The sequence below is a fragment of the Bacillus alveayuensis genome (assembly GCA_030812955.1).
In the GTDB taxonomy this organism is placed as follows: Bacteria; Bacillota; Bacilli; order Bacillales; family Aeribacillaceae; genus Bacillus_CB; species Bacillus_CB alveayuensis.
Genome location: JAUSTR010000001.1, coordinates 111195 through 126405, shown reverse-complemented (window position 1 = coordinate 126405; position 15211 = coordinate 111195). Strand labels below are relative to the sequence as shown.

Sequence of the window (15211 nt, the reverse complement as noted above, 5' to 3'; positions counted from 1 at the left end):
TTTTGAATAATCAATTTTTGTAATCTCCATGTTTCTCTCTCCTCTCTTTATATATAACCTTCCAAAAATATAAAAAGAGCAGGGAAACAATCCCTACTCCATAGCCATTATTATTTATAGTTGTTGGAAAGTGCCGCCTAATTGCTGCTGCGCTAAAGCAACAAGGCGCTTCGTAATTTCACCACCAACTGAACCGTTTGCACGAGAAGTTGTTTCAGGTCCTAAGTTGACACCAAACTCAGAAGCGATTTCATATTTCATTTGGTCAATCGCTTGTTGGGCCCCTGGTACAAGTAATTGGTTTGTATTATTTGAACGATTAGATTGTTGAGCCATGTGTTTTCACCTCCTTGTGTGTATAGAATGTGAAAAAACACATGGCTTCATTCAAAATGAATTATGGTAATTATTTCGCTAAAAGGACAAGATTACAACAATTTATCCATTTCTTTTTCTAAGTTTAGTGTTTTCTTATCAGGCAATGTAACGGTCACAGTTTGTTCAATCGCTTCTTGAATTAGCAGTTCAAAGTCAACATAGCTTTCGTATTTCTTAACCTTATCTGCCTTAGGCTTTGTTTTGGGCATCGATGGTGTGAAAATAGTACAGCAATCTTCATATGGGCGGTTCGAAATATCAAATGTATCAATTTGTTTAGCGATTTCTATGATTTCATTTTTATCCATGGCAATTAGCGGTCTTAATATAGGTGTAGAAGTTACTTCATTAATTGTAAATATACTTTCAAGCGTTTGACTGGCCACTTGCCCTAAACTTTCCCCTGTAACAATTGCCAGTGCATTGCGTTTTTGTCTTAATTGATCAGCAATTTTTAACATCATCCGCCGTGTTGAAGTCATAGTATAATTATTTAATATATTTTTTTGAATGGTCTCTTGAATTTTCGTAAACGGAACGATGTGTAATGTAATATCTCCTCCATATTCAGTTAATTTCTCGATAAGGTCAATAACCTTCTGTTTCGCACGTTCATTTGTATAAGGAGGACTGAAGAAATGAATGGCTTCGATTTTTAATCCTCTTTTCATTGATAAATAACCGGCAACAGGACTATCAATACCTCCTGAAATCATGAGCATCGCTTTTCCGCTTGAACCAACTGGAAGTCCGCCTGCCCCTTTAAAATCCTTGCACATAATATAGGTTGCTCCTTGTCGAACTTCCACGCGCACATGAATCGTCGGCTCGTGAACATTTACAGTCAAATTTTCTGTATGAATTAAAATATGACGGCCAATCTCATAATTTAATTGGTCAGAAGTTAACGGAAACGTTTTATCGGCCCGTTTAGCTGACACTTTAAAAGTATCGCCACTTTTATATAATTGCTTAACTGCTTCTAAAGCTGTATCTTTAATGGATTGTAATTCACTCTCTGTTTTAATTGCTAAACTAAACGATTGAATTCCAAATACAAGTTTCAGCTTTTCAGCTACATCTAACCCACTTTCTCCATTTAGTTTAATAAAAAAACGATCATGATTAGCGATATATTCCAATCCTTTAAAGCTGCGAAGCATTTGTTTCACATTACGCTTTAACTGTTCTACAAATTGATTACGGTTTTTTCCTTTTAACGATATTTCTCCATACCTTATTAAAATGTGATCATATTGCATTTTTTATAACCCCATTACATTTTTTAATTTTTCTATAGATTGTTCAAGTACTGTTAAAAAATAATCAATATCATGTTCTGATTGCTTATAGGAAAGACTTACCCGGATAGAACTTTCCGAAACATGCTGCGGTTTCCCCATCGCTAATAGTGTTTTGCTCGCTAATTTTTTCCTAGAAGAGCAGGCAGAAGTGGTTGAAACATAAATATCATGCTCTTCCAACATATGGACAAGCACTTCTGCTTTTATACCTGGAACGGAAAAATTAATAATATGTGGAGCAGAATGTTGCGGTGTGTTGACAACAACTTCATCCCAATTATTTATTCGATTGATGATTAGCTCTTTTGTTTTTATTAGTTGTTGAAGATTTTGTTGATAGTCTTCTTTTGCAAGTCTTAACCCTTTTGCCAGCGCAACCGCTCCGGCTAAGCTTTCCGTACCTGATCTAAGCTCATACTCTTGAGATCCACCTGAAAAAAGAGGGACAAGCGGTGTTTTCTCTCTTACATATAAAACACCTGTTCCGTTTAATGCATGAAATTTATGTCCCGATATCGTACATAAATCAATGTTTGCATTTTTTATATTTAATGGAACTTTACACACACCTTGTACATAGTCTACATGGAACAATATATTTGGATATTTTTCAAGCATTTCCCCAATTTTTTCGATCGGCTGAATGGCTCCTATTTCATTATTAACATGCATGACTGACACTAATATTGTATCTTCTTTAATGGCTCTTTGAATTTGTTCAACTGACACAAAGCCGTTTTGATCAACTGGAACATAGGTGACAGAAAAGCCAAAATGCTCTTCAAGCTGTTTAAACGCTTCACTTACAGAAGGATGCTCAATCGTAGTTGTAATCAAATGCTTCCCTTTTTCCTGAAGGGCAAATGCGGCTCCTTTTATTGCCATATTATTTCCCTCTGTTGCACCTGATGTAAATATAATTTCATGATCATATACCCCAAGTAAATGAGCAACTTGCTTTCTTGCTTTTGATAATAGTTGTTCAGCTTGCACTCCTAATTGATGGATTGAAGAAGGGTTACCAAAAAATTTTTCCGAAACTTGTTGAAACGTATTAATCACTTCGGGATAAGGCTTTGTTGTTGCGCTATTATCTAGATAAAGCATGTGATTTGGCTCCTTCGTGTATTTTTTACACTATGCAATCAAATATATTAACATAAACAGTTAGAATGAGAAAGAAACAATTCTCAAAAAAAGAAGGAGGAAATCAGAAAATAAACATTATTTAAACTTTTATTTTTTTCGACAAATTTTTTCATAAATATGTTAGCATGTAAACGAATTCATTAATATTTTTTCAGATTATTCTTTTTTTACTCAAAAAAAGGATAACTTACAAAAGAGAAGTGCAATGGACGTAGTCGTAAAAGTCTGGCTGCGCTCTCTTCTATACTAAATGGCTCGGTTCACACGAGTTTTCTTTATTACATTTAGGAGGATATCGTATGTCATCAGGAAAATTAACAGCAAAAGAAATATTTTTAATCGGATTAATGCTTTTTGCCTTATTTTTAGGTGCTGGAAATTTAATATTTCCACCTGCATTAGGACAAGCAGCTGGGGAACATTTACTTCCAGCTATTATCGGATTCTTAATAACAGGTGTTGGATTACCTTTGTTGGGAGTTGTGGCCATCGGCTTGTCTGGCAGTGATTTACAAGGTTTAGCCAATCGAGTACATCCTAATTTCAGCATTATTTTTACATTTGTTATGTATTTAACTCTTGGACCTTTATTCGGTATTCCTAGAACAGGAACTGTTGCCTATGAAATCGGAGTTCTTCCTTTTATGCCAGAAACTTCTGAAAAATACGGAATTGCACTATTTATTTATACCATTGTGTTCTTTGGAATCACCTATTTTCTTTCTTTAAATCCGAGTAAACTTGTTGACCGCATTGGAAAATGGTTAACCCCTATGCTTATTTCTGTTTTAGCGTTACTTTTCATTAAAGCGATAATAGATCCTTTAGGTTCACTACAATCAGCTCAAGGGGATTATATAAACATTCCTTTCTTTAAAGGGTTTTTAGAAGGATATTTAACGATGGATACAATTGCGGCATTAGTATTTGGCATTGTTGTGATGAATGCGATTAAAGAAAAAGGTGTAACAAGCCACAAAGAGATTGCGAAAGTTTCTATTCAAGCAGGAATGATTGCAGCCATTGGCTTAGCGCTTGTTTATTTATCATTAGGTTATTTAGGGTCAACAAGTATTGAAGCAATTGGTCCAAAGGAGAATGGTGGAGCGATTTTATCTGCATCAGCTCATTACTTATTCGGAAATTTCGGAAAATTTATTTTAGGACTTGCGATTACATTTGCTTGTTTAACAACAAGCATCGGTCTTGTATCATCTTGTGCCGCATTTTTTAAAAAGGTATTACCGATAACATACAAAAACGCCGTTTTCATCTTATCGATCTTTAGCGGAATTATTGCAAATGTTGGCCTTACTCAATTAATAAAATTTTCTATTCCGATTTTAGTTGCAATTTATCCATTAGCGATCGTTTTAATTGGCTTATCTTTTTTACACAACGCCTTTAAAGGAAACCGTCAAGTTTATGGATATAGCCTTTTCTTTACAGGAATTGTAAGCATTGTAGATGGACTAAAAGCAGCGAATATTCAAATTTCTGTTATAAACGAAATATTTGGCTTTCTTCCTCTCTTCGACTTGGGAGTTGGTTGGCTCTTACCTGCAATCGTCGGGGCAATCATCGGATATATCAGATCGCTCATCCGAACAATTCCATCACAACTGTAAATAAAAAAGAGGCAATTCAACATGAACTGCCTCTTTCATTGTTTTTCTTTTAATTCTTCTGTTATGATTGCTTGAATTTTTTCAATAGCACCTGGTTCAATTTCTTCAATAGCTGCTGCTGCCTCCTCTAAGGACTTGCCGTATTCATAATTTCGAAAAAGCTCCTCTGCTTCATTTAATTTACGAGCTAACCATTTATGGCTACTACGATATCGATTTCCATATTGAATCACTTTTTCAACTAAATATACTTGTTCGATCATTTCCTCTGTTTCTTCTTTTAAGTTCTCAATAACACGGACGGCATCCTCTAAATCTTGTTGAACAGCACTCATATTAAGAGGGACTTCCTCTAATTTCAAGACAATTTTGTCAAGCGAATCTTGAGCAGCTTGTACTTTATCCAAAAATCGAACTGGAAGACCAGGTATATTGCTCTTTTGTATCGAGCGTTTGATATCTTGCATCACTCTCTTTAAATCATTGACTTGTTCTCTAGCCCTTAACTCATCTTTCCTTAGTGTATAAAGCATTTGGCGGTAATTTTCATGTTGAGCTTTCGTTTCTTCTAGCTGTCGGTTCAATTCCTCTAATTCTTCTTTTAATACCGTATGAGCGATATGGGATTGTTCAAGCTCTGATACAATTTGTTGATACTGCTTTTCTAGTAGATTTAATCTCTTGTCAATTTCCCGCAGCTTTTCAATGTCTTGCTCCGACAACTGATAGCTTTGCTTGACAAGGTCCGTTTCTTCTTTTGTTTCCTTTTTTTTCTCAAGCAAGTCATTCAATTTTTCCCCAAATGCTCCAATTTCTATCTTAACAAATTGACTCGCATAAACTTCTTTTTCCAGCAAATCATAAAGCTCTTCAATCGTTTCATGAATCTCATCTAGACCTGCTCGAACACCATCAATATTTGCTTGGTCAAGCTGATCTTTATAACTTGTCAGACTATTATGTATTCGCTCTAATTCTTGATCTAATTCAATATGGCTTAAAAAGTACCCTTTTTCTTTCATTTCTTTATAGCCTTGTTGAAGTGCTTGCAGTTCACCAGGTATAATCGAATGAATTTCACTTAAAAGTTTCGGAATATTTTCCAGCTTCATTTGTAAAAGATTTAATTGGCTTTTTTGTTCTGTCAAAATATCTCTCGCCTTTAAATAATTGCCCGAATCTGTTTCCTCATCAAATTGTTTCATACTATTTGCGATTTCATCAAGTTCTCCCTCAAGCTTCTTTTGTGCTTTGCCGAAAACGTGCCCATGTGTAATTAATGTTTTTTTGAGCTGTTTAAACTGCTCTTTTGCTTCTTTACTTTCAACACTGTTTTTTTGTTTTGATGAGACTAATTCATTAATTTCTTCGATAATGCTATCGATTTGTTTTTCGACCTCTTTGAGAATCGACTCAATATGTAATAATGTGTTTTTCGATTTTTGAAAACGATATTTATCTGCATACTCTTCCGCTTCAAAAAGTAATTCCTCAACTTCTGGAAGTTGGCCTGTAATAATTTCATCCCAGTCATTCCGCCATCGCTCAAACATTTTCTCCGTTTGCCCTGTCATTTTTAACTCTTTTACTTTTGTAAACTCATCAATAATAGACTTATTCATAATTTCAATTTTCCAAGCTTCTAATCGATCAATTTCTTTATATATATTTCTTCGAAAAATATATCCTATACCAAATATAAAGAATAGCAATATAATTAAACCAATTACAACTTCCATAATGAGAGCCCCCTTGCTCTGTTCCACCATTCTTGTCAAAAAGGGAATGTCTTTCATTATATAAATCTTAAACATAAAAATGTTCGTTTTACGTACACTAATTTCACATGATTAAAAAATAATGTTATGCATTCAAAAAAATGTTATTCTCAATGTTTTTATGATACCATGTTAACGACAATTTTTGACCAAAATTTTTATTTTTTTCAATCAAAATCTCTAAAAATTTTGCAAAAATACTAATTTCTTTTGTTTTATCGGTTATTGAATCATAAAAGGCTGAGGTGATATTGGTGAAGATAGATGGTCATGTTCATACATTATTTTGTCCACACGGATCGAATGATGATTTTATTCTTTATATCGAGCAGGCAATAAAAAATGGTTTTCAGTCGATTTCCTTTACGGAGCACGCACCGTTGCCAGAAGGTTTCATAGACCCAACTCCTGAAAAAGATAGTGCAATGCCCCTTGAGAAGCTGGATGATTATATTCATCAGCTAAAAGAATTAAAACGTGAATTCAAAAATGATATTGAAATTAAAATCGGCTTGGAAGTTGATTTTATTACAGGATATGAAAAGGAGACGGAAAAATTATTAAATGATTACGGTCCTGAGCTAGATGATGGGATTTTATCTGTACATTTTTTAAAAGCTTTAGACAAATACTATTGTCTCGATTTTGATGCTGAAACGTTTGATCGCTTAATCCATTTAACTGGTGGAGTGACAAATGTTTATCAATTATATTTTCACACAGTATGGCAAGCAGTAGTTTCTGATTTAGGTCTATATAAACCTAAAAGGCTCGGCCATCTAACACTCGTTCGCAAGTTCCAAAAGTTGTTTCCGGAAAATAACAGTCATTTTTATTGGATTGAGAAAATTTTTCATGAAATGGCCAAACGAGATATGGAGCTTGATGTAAATGTGGCTGGCCTAAGAAAGGAATATTGTGGGGAAATTTATCCCCCTGAAAATATTATACAAATGGCCACACAACAAAAAATCCCTCTTGTCTATGGATCAGATGCCCATAGTGCGAAGGATGTCGGAGCAAATTATGATGATTTTTTGAAGGCAATATTATAAGGCAACTTTTTCGACCTTTTGTTTAAATAACGCTTGTTCCAGCCAAGAAATAATTTCTTGAAAGTATTGCTTGACAAAATAATCATCAAATAATTGTATATGCAGTACTTCTGAAATATATTGCGGCTGAAGAAAAGGCATATTGAGCAAACTTTTTAGCTGAATAATCATATGGGAGATGGAAAATGGGTTAAATTCTCCGTCGTCACGTCCTTTTTCTAAAACAAATCGCAAAAAATATTTTTCTTTTGTTAAATACGTTGTCATCACTTCACGAATTAACACGGAATCTATCGTTATTTCTCGATAAACAACACGCGCAAGCTGCCGGTTTTCATGTTGATAGTTTAAAATATCCCAAATCATTTGCTTCAAACAAGACTTAGCTGATAAGCATTCAATCTGATGAAAATTGTTTTCAATAATGGATAAATACCGTTCATAAAATTGAGAAACTAAAAATTCCAATAAACCGCCTTTTCCTTTAAAATAATAAGAAATGTGTGCGACATTTACATTCGCTTTTTTAGCAATTTCTCGGACGGATGTCCCTGAATATCCTTTTGAGTTAAACAAAAATATCGAGGCGTCAATAATTTTTTGTTTTGTTAAGCTGGAGTTTTTAGACATTGATCTCCACCCCTTAAAAAGAAGGTATGTTGTTTATGTTCAACGATTGTAACGCTTATCCTTCTATAACTTTTCGACAAGTTTTTAATCAATTCATTGGAATTTTGTCAAATAGATTATAAAGAAAAGAGGCCGTCCCAAATTCCAAGCGTCAACCCCGAAATCACAATATCGAACAGAGATTGGAAAAATATGAGGTCAGACACTTATGGGGCAGCCTCTATTAAACAGAAACCCCTAAAATAAAGGCTCTTTTCTAAAAGATAGTTGCTTTACAACCATAGCTTTTTTCAACTGTCCAAGCAATCGACAAAGTTTACGAAAACAGCCAAAATAAAAAAACTCAGTCCCCTGAGTAAATATTTGGATCATTCAAGCCTATTCAGACACTATCGTCATATACTTTTGTCTATAATTCTAATTCTGAAATGACACGATTTTTCCCTTGATTCTTAGCTAAATATAAAGCATCATCTGCACGTTTAAACAATTGGGATGCTGATATTTTTCTTTTAAAATTCCAATAAGAAACACCACAAGATATCGTAGCTTTAGGATTTGTCGATTTTTCGACCGATTTAACTAAACGTTCCGCTACTCTTAGTCCTGTTTCCATGTCTGCTCTTGGTAAATAAATGGCTAGTTCCTCTCCCCCCCATCGTGAAGCGATATCCCCTTTACGAATATTAGATTTAATAATATTGGCCACTTGTCTTAAAATTTCATCTCCAACTTGATGTCCATATGTATCATTTATTTGCTTAAAATTATCGATATCGACTAAAATAAAAACACCTTTCTGGTCTTGTTGAATCGATTCTTGAATAGCCTCATCCAAATATTTTCTTGAATATAATTTGGTTAATTGGTCCGTAATCACCAACATCTCCAGCTCTTCTCGGAGCATTGCATTAATAAAAGCAAGAGTAGAATGATAAATTAGCGATTGCATCAATTTATACATATCAAAGCTGAAAGCATATGGATTTTTATGCAAAACTACAGCAAACCCTATTATATTTTCACTTTCAACCATAGGAACTGCCATTAACGACTGATACGGCAATTCTGTTTTAATATAATTAGAAATATCCCCAATAAAAATCCCATCTTTTTCCTCACAAATTTTTTGTTCGATAAAATGAATATACACCTTAGAGCTAGGTGTATGAAAAAACTTCGTACTTCCTGGCAATATCGACAATTCGCCATCGTCTTTTAAAGAAACAAATGCTGCTTCATCAGATGAAAACGACTTAGTCATTTGTTTAATCATATATTTCATCGTTTCTGATATTCGAAGTTCTTTATTAATCTTATGCGTCGTTTCGTTAATTAGCTGTAAATCATTTACAAGCCTTTTCGTCTGTTCGTAAAGCTTTGCATTTTCTAATGCCTTCCCCCCCGCTTTGGAAGCTAATTCTAAAAACATTAAATCCTCATCGATTATATGATCAAAAGCAGGTGCAATGAGTTGAATAATCCCGTAAACACCTTGTACTCCTATAATGGGAGCATAATAATATTTTCTCTTTCCTACTTTTTTTTGCTGCATTGTACCAGAAATAAAGGCAGCCATTGCTTCTTGATTTGAATTTAATTCTTGCTCTAGGCCTTTTACAGGTAATTTATGGTCAAGTTCATAGTCGTGGGATAAAAATAAATGAAACGTTAAATCTGGAAACACATCCTTTAAAAATTCACAAAGCTGCTTCAGTACTTGATCTTTATCCATAGAGGAATGAAGCTTTTCAGTTAGTATAAACAGCTTTTTAAAACGAGATTTTTGAACGTATTGAAGGTAAAGTTCCCATCCGCTTTCTAAGAAGGAAAAGCAAATACGAGACAATTTTTCTCCCCATTCAGAAGAATACTCCATGATTGCTTGAATCCCATGTAATTCTATAACGGTCGATCCTGATTGGCTTTGATCATTAATTAAATAGGCCCGCTTTTGATCTTTGTTCATCATGAATGGTTGGGGAGGAAAAACGTGACGGCTCGTTCTATTTTGAAAGTTATGTTCTGTTGAATATTGGAGTGTATATGTATGTTTAGTGATCCGTTTCCAAACCATTGCTTTTTCTAATTGGAGCTCTTGTTTTAAGATCGATAAAAAAGAGTAGACAAATTCATGATAATTTTTAATTTTTTCATTTGACGTAAAATAGTCAAAAAATAACCCTTTTAATATTGTCAGCTTACAATTTTCTGACATGTTAATCACCCACAAACAGTAAAATTGTCCTAATTTTTCACATACTGAATTATAGCATAGATTGTAGGGAAATACTAAAAACAAATTGCGTCATTTTTTTCATGACAGTTAGACAATTGTTTTTTCGACCTTCTATGTCAAATTGAAGCTTCTCCTTCCTTATCAAATTTTTTCAAATGATAACCTTGACTTCAATATTTATAATTTTTATAATGGACTTTGTGTAAAATATTGCAGCCTTATGATTCAGCAGTTATGATTTCATTTTGTTCCTCTGAAACTTTCAGAGGTGTATCGTGTAACTCTCTGCTGCTAGAGCGAAGATACATGAAAACAAAATGAGCATAACGTGTGTGAGTCAGTCTGTTTGTATTTTACAACAATAAAATACAAAAGGAGGAGCATTATGGCTCGTTATACAGGTCCATCATGGAAAATTTCTCGCCGTTTAGGCATTTCTTTAAGCGGAACAGGTAAAGAGCTTGAAAAACGTCCTTATGCACCAGGCCAGCACGGTCCAGGCCAACGCAAAAAGCTTTCTGAGTATGGTTTACAATTACAAGAAAAGCAAAAGCTTCGTCATATGTACGGTGTAAATGAGCGCCAATTCCGTAACACATTCGTAAAAGCTGGCAAAATGGCTGGTAAACATGGTGAAAACTTTATGATTCTTTTAGAATCCCGTCTTGATAACCTAGTTTATCGTCTTGGTTTAGCTCGTACACGCCGTCAAGCACGCCAATTAGTAAACCATGGCCATATTTTAGTTGATGGTAGCCGTGTTGACATTCCATCTTACCAAGTAAAACCTGGTCAAACAATCTCTGTGCGTGAAAAATCTCGCAACCTTCAAATTATTAAAGAAGCTGTTGAAGCAAACAACTTCGTTCCTGAATATTTAACTTTCGATGCTGAAAAACTTGAAGGTACTTATAACCGCTTACCTGAACGCTCAGAACTGCCTGCTGAAATTAACGAAGCCTTAATCGTTGAGTTCTACTCACGTTAATAAACGGCTTAGTAAAATCCACAAAAAACCCCCCAAAAACCTTTATTTTAATAAGGTTTTTGGGGGTGTTTTATCGCTTTGTATAAAAACATGTTTGCATAAAACCTAAACATCGCACCCTATTCATTTGTTTTAAATTTACTTATGAGTTCTTGTAAATTCATCGCCATTTTGGATAAGGAGTTGGCTGACGCTGTGATCTCTTCCATGGAAGCCAGCTGTTCTTCTGTTGATGCTGCCACACTTTGGGAATGCATGGATGTTTCCTTAGAAATGGTCGTGATGCCGTCGACTGTTGCACTTACTTCTTGGGCACTAGCTGATATTTGCTCCGTCGTTGCCGCCATTTCGTCAATCTTTTCCCTTATGTTCTCCATTGAATCAAGGATTTCTTGAAAACTTTCCTCGGTCTTCGCCACTATTTCCAGTCCATCCTGCACATCTTCTTTCACTTCGTTAATTGAATCAATCGAACGTACCATATCCACTTGAATTTCTTTAATGAGCTCTGAAATTTGAGAGGCTGATTGACGAGATTGCTCGGCAAGCTTACGAACTTCATCTGCCACTACCGCAAATCCTTTTCCATGTTCACCGGCCTGTGCAGCTTCAATAGCTGCATTCAATGCCAATACATTTGTTTGATTGGCAATGTCCGTGATGACCTTTGTGATCTCATCTATTTCCTGTGACCTTTTCCCCAGCAATTCAATGACTTCTCCGCTTATGTCCACAGATTGATGAATCGCATTTATTTGTTGAGCGGTCTTCCTCACATATTCTTCGCCCCGTTTAGCTTGTTCTGTTAACTGTGTTCCTGAATCCGCAATGGATGAAGAGCTTTCGGCTATATGTTGAATGCCTACGGTCATCTCTTCTAAAGACTTTGCACTTTCTTCTACATGTACCTTTTGGGTTTCAGCTCCATTTGCTACTTCTTGAATCGCTTCTGTTATTTGCTCCGCTGCCTTGCTTGTTTGTTCAGCACCAGCAGATAGTTCCTCCGAAGAAGCTGCAAGCTGTTCAGATGTTTGCATTACTTCATGAATCATATTGCCCAAGTTTTCTTTCATGGAATTATAGCTGTTTGAAAGATCGCTTAGCTCATCTCCGGCATCATCTACAACGTCCATCGTGAAATTCCCTTTCCCTGCCATATCTAATGCATGGGAAATGGCCGTTAATCTCTTCTTTAACCTTCGTGTGAACCATAACGTAGCCAAGACTGAAAAGAGAATCGCCACCATGAACACCAATGCGAATATTTTGAGAAATGAAGCTATAGTTGTATCGATAATTTTTTGGGAAGCTCCTACATACAACATTCCGATTACTTCTCCGTTACGGTCTTTAAGGGGCATATAAGCCGTTTGATAACGATTACCTACAACTTCCGCCTCCCCATAGTATTTTTCTCCTCTCTTCAATACAGCATTTACTACTTCTAAAGATGCTTGTGTTCCGATAGCCCGTTCTCCATCTTTCATGACATTTGTTGATATTCGAGTCTCTCCTTGAAAAATCGTGACCGTGTCCCCAGTGTCTTCTCCTATCTTATCAACGACCTCAAAATTTTCATTCATCACAGTAGAGCCTTTATATAATTTCCCATTTTTAATTGTCCACTCACCGGGGTATTTATTGTCAATATACCGATAGGCTAAACTTAAATCCCCTTTTGATTTTTCAACAGCAAATTGTTTGATTCCAATGGTGACTTGCTGAACTACCACAATACCTACTACGAATGATAAGAAAAAGATAATTCCTAAAACGATTAAATTGATCTTTGTTCCTATATTTAACTTCCATTTCAACTTACGGTTTCTCATATATTCCTCCTCATTTTGTTGAAGTTTTTTAAAAATCATTTACTGTGTTCCAAAAGGGCTGAAAATCACTGAAAAATGAACGTTCCCTTATCAAATGAACCATATCAAATATACCCATTTTTTATAGTCTCCTACCTTTTTATATGGAACTTTAACAAATAAACCTAAAAAAAGACGCTTTCTGTACCTAGATTTTTTATCAAGAAACAGAAAGCGTCTTAGTTCTTCTGCAGAACCCTTACAAAAAAACCAAAACTCTTTCATTTATAACAATATACTGTTTAATAGGAAACAGCTACTCTGTCTTCTATCAAACAATCATAGTTTTCAACCTTTACGATAAACTTATTAATACAGTATGTGACTTCACAATCACGAGTTACATTATACCAATTCACATAACACTTTCAACTTTTTTCGACAAATTCATCCTTAAATACTATTATTTGTAATATAATGGAAATTTACTAAATCTTTTTGCATCTCCATTCATCCACCGATTTTTTCTGTATGCTAAAAATCCCTTATAAGCAATTTCTTTTACATCCTAGTATCCAGAATGATTATCAATAATAGATTAAAATTATTATAAAAATGTATTGAATTTATTTTAAAAGATGTTATTATTTAAATAACGTTATTATATTAATTTGAAGAGGTGATGGTTCATGTCAGAAAACAAAAAATTAACGACAAGTTGGGGAGCGCCAGTAGGAGATAATCAAAATTCCATGACAGCAGGTCATCGTGGGCCAACTTTAATTCAAGATGTACATCTTTTAGAAAAATTAGCTCATTTTAACCGTGAACGTGTTCCAGAACGTGTCGTCCATGCAAAAGGTGCTGGCGCTCACGGATATTTTGAAGTAACAAATGATATGTCTAAATATACGAAAGCGAAAGTATTTAACGGTGTTGGTAAACGTACACCCGTCTTTGTACGGTTCTCAACTGTTGCTGGGGAACTTGGTTCTGCAGATACCGTTCGTGACCCTCGTGGATTTGCCGTGAAATTTTATACAGAAGAAGGAAACTACGATATTGTCGGAAATAATACACCGATTTTCTTTATTCGAGATGCGATTAAATTCCCTGATTTCATTCATACACAAAAACGCGATCCAAGAACACATTTAAAAAATCCAACAGCTGTATGGGATTTTTGGTCATTATCACCGGAATCGTTGCACCAAGTTACATATTTAATGGGTGACAGAGGAATTCCGGCGACATATCGTCATATGAATGGGTATGGCAGCCACACCTTTAAGTGGACGAACGCAGAGGGTGATAGTGTTTGGATTAAATATCATTTCAAAACCGATCAAGGTGTGAAAAATCTTGATACGAAAACAGCACTAAAAATTGCAGGAGAAAATCCTGACTACCATACAGAGGATTTATTCAATGCAATTGAAAATGGAGATTATCCTTCTTGGACACTTTATGTACAAATGATGCCGCTTGAAGATGCCAATACGTACAAATGGGATCCATTTGATGTGACAAAAGTTTGGTCGCATAAAGACTATCCATTAATTGAGGTCGGAAAATTAGTCTTAAACAAAAACCCTGAAAACTACTTTGCAGAAGTCGAACAAGCTGCTTTCTCGCCTGGTAACCTTGTTCCAGGAGTAGACGTGTCACCAGATAAAATGCTACAAGGACGGCTATTCGCTTATCACGATGCTCATCGCTATCGCATCGGAGCAAACTATAACTCACTGCCAATCAATCGTCCAAGAGTAGAAGTGAACAACTATCAACGCGATGGATTTATGCGCTTTGACGACAACGGAGGCCGTTCCGTATACTATGAACCAAACAGCTTTGGAGGTCCAAAAGAAACTCCGGAAGCCAAACAAGCTTCATTCCCAGTATCTGGTGTTGCTGAAAATGCACGATACGATCATGATGACCACTACACTCAAGCGGGTGATTTATATCGTCTCATGAGTGAGGAAGAAAAAACACGCCTAATCGAAAACATCATCGAATCAATGAAACCTGTTGAATTAGAAGAAATTAAACTTCGTCAAATCTCTCATTTTTACAAAGCTGATCCAGAATACGGAACACGTGTTGCTGAAGGTCTTGGTCTTGAAGTACCAGAGGAAGTGAAAAAAGGGTAATCACTTTTTAGACACAATCACTGCAATTTACTGCCATTTCGCATAAAAACAAGGCTTGGATGCAAATAAATCCAAGCCTAATTCTTATTTTTAGAACA

Annotated in this window: 11 protein-coding genes; 4 read left to right on the top strand and 7 right to left on the bottom strand. The window is 35.2% G+C overall.

The window, feature by feature from the left end; all coding sequences use genetic code 11:
* Positions 1 to 114: 114 nt before the first annotated feature.
* The 3 genes from J2S06_RS00620 to J2S06_RS00610 form a co-directional block, all read right to left on the bottom strand.
* Complete coding sequence (locus J2S06_RS00620; protein ID WP_419150979.1) at positions 115 to 336, bottom strand: small, acid-soluble spore protein, alpha/beta type; 222 nt, start codon at positions 334 to 336, stop codon at positions 115 to 117.
* A gap of 92 nt (positions 337 to 428) precedes the next feature.
* Complete coding sequence (gene thiI / locus J2S06_RS00615; RefSeq protein WP_419150978.1) at positions 429 to 1640, bottom strand: tRNA uracil 4-sulfurtransferase ThiI; 1212 nt, start codon at positions 1638 to 1640, stop codon at positions 429 to 431.
* Positions 1641 to 1643: 3 nt separating this feature from the next.
* On the bottom strand, positions 1644 to 2789 hold the full coding sequence (locus tag J2S06_RS00610) for a cysteine desulfurase family protein (RefSeq protein ID WP_419150977.1): 1146 nt from the start codon (positions 2787 to 2789) through the stop codon (positions 1644 to 1646).
* Between the two features lie 341 nt (positions 2790 to 3130).
* Between J2S06_RS00610 and brnQ the strand changes: the two genes are divergently transcribed.
* Complete coding sequence (brnQ, locus tag J2S06_RS00605; protein ID WP_419150976.1) at positions 3131 to 4459, top strand: branched-chain amino acid transport system II carrier protein; 1329 nt, start codon at positions 3131 to 3133, stop codon at positions 4457 to 4459.
* A 35-nt stretch (positions 4460 to 4494) separates the two neighbouring features.
* Here the strand turns inward: brnQ and ezrA are convergent, their stop codons facing one another.
* Complete coding sequence (ezrA, locus tag J2S06_RS00600; protein WP_419150975.1) at positions 4495 to 6198, bottom strand: septation ring formation regulator EzrA; 1704 nt, start codon at positions 6196 to 6198, stop codon at positions 4495 to 4497.
* Positions 6199 to 6488: 290 nt separating this feature from the next.
* Between ezrA and hisJ the strand changes: the two genes are divergently transcribed.
* Positions 6489 to 7292, top strand: a complete 804-nt coding sequence (gene hisJ / locus J2S06_RS00595; protein ID WP_419150974.1) for a histidinol-phosphatase HisJ — start codon at positions 6489 to 6491, stop codon at positions 7290 to 7292.
* Here the strand turns inward: hisJ and refZ are convergent.
* The gene (gene refZ / locus J2S06_RS00590; protein ID WP_419150973.1) at positions 7287 to 7922 is read right to left on the bottom strand and encodes a forespore capture DNA-binding protein RefZ; all 636 of its coding nucleotides are present in this window, start codon (positions 7920 to 7922) and stop codon (positions 7287 to 7289) included. The genes hisJ and refZ overlap by 6 nt on opposite strands.
* 409 nt (positions 7923 to 8331) lie before the next feature.
* On the bottom strand, positions 8332 to 10140 hold the full coding sequence (locus J2S06_RS00585; RefSeq protein WP_419150972.1) for a sensor domain-containing diguanylate cyclase: 1809 nt from the start codon (positions 10138 to 10140) through the stop codon (positions 8332 to 8334).
* Positions 10141 to 10546: 406 nt separating this feature from the next.
* Here J2S06_RS00585 and rpsD point away from each other — a divergent pair, with 406 nt between their 5' ends.
* Positions 10547 to 11149: a 30S ribosomal protein S4 gene (rpsD, locus tag J2S06_RS00580; RefSeq protein ID WP_044893385.1), complete on the top strand. Its 603-nt coding sequence runs from the start codon at positions 10547 to 10549 to the stop codon at positions 11147 to 11149.
* A gap of 119 nt (positions 11150 to 11268) precedes the next feature.
* On the opposite strand, the gene J2S06_RS00575 is transcribed toward rpsD, so the two are convergent.
* Positions 11269 to 12981, bottom strand: a complete 1713-nt coding sequence (locus J2S06_RS00575) for a methyl-accepting chemotaxis protein (RefSeq protein WP_419150971.1) — start codon at positions 12979 to 12981, stop codon at positions 11269 to 11271.
* 668 nt (positions 12982 to 13649) lie between these two features.
* Between J2S06_RS00575 and katA the strand changes: the two genes are divergently transcribed.
* Positions 13650 to 15113, top strand: coding sequence for a catalase KatA (gene katA / locus J2S06_RS00570; RefSeq protein ID WP_419150970.1), 1464 nt, complete (start codon positions 13650 to 13652; stop codon positions 15111 to 15113).
* The last annotated feature ends 98 nt before the right edge of the window (positions 15114 to 15211 follow it).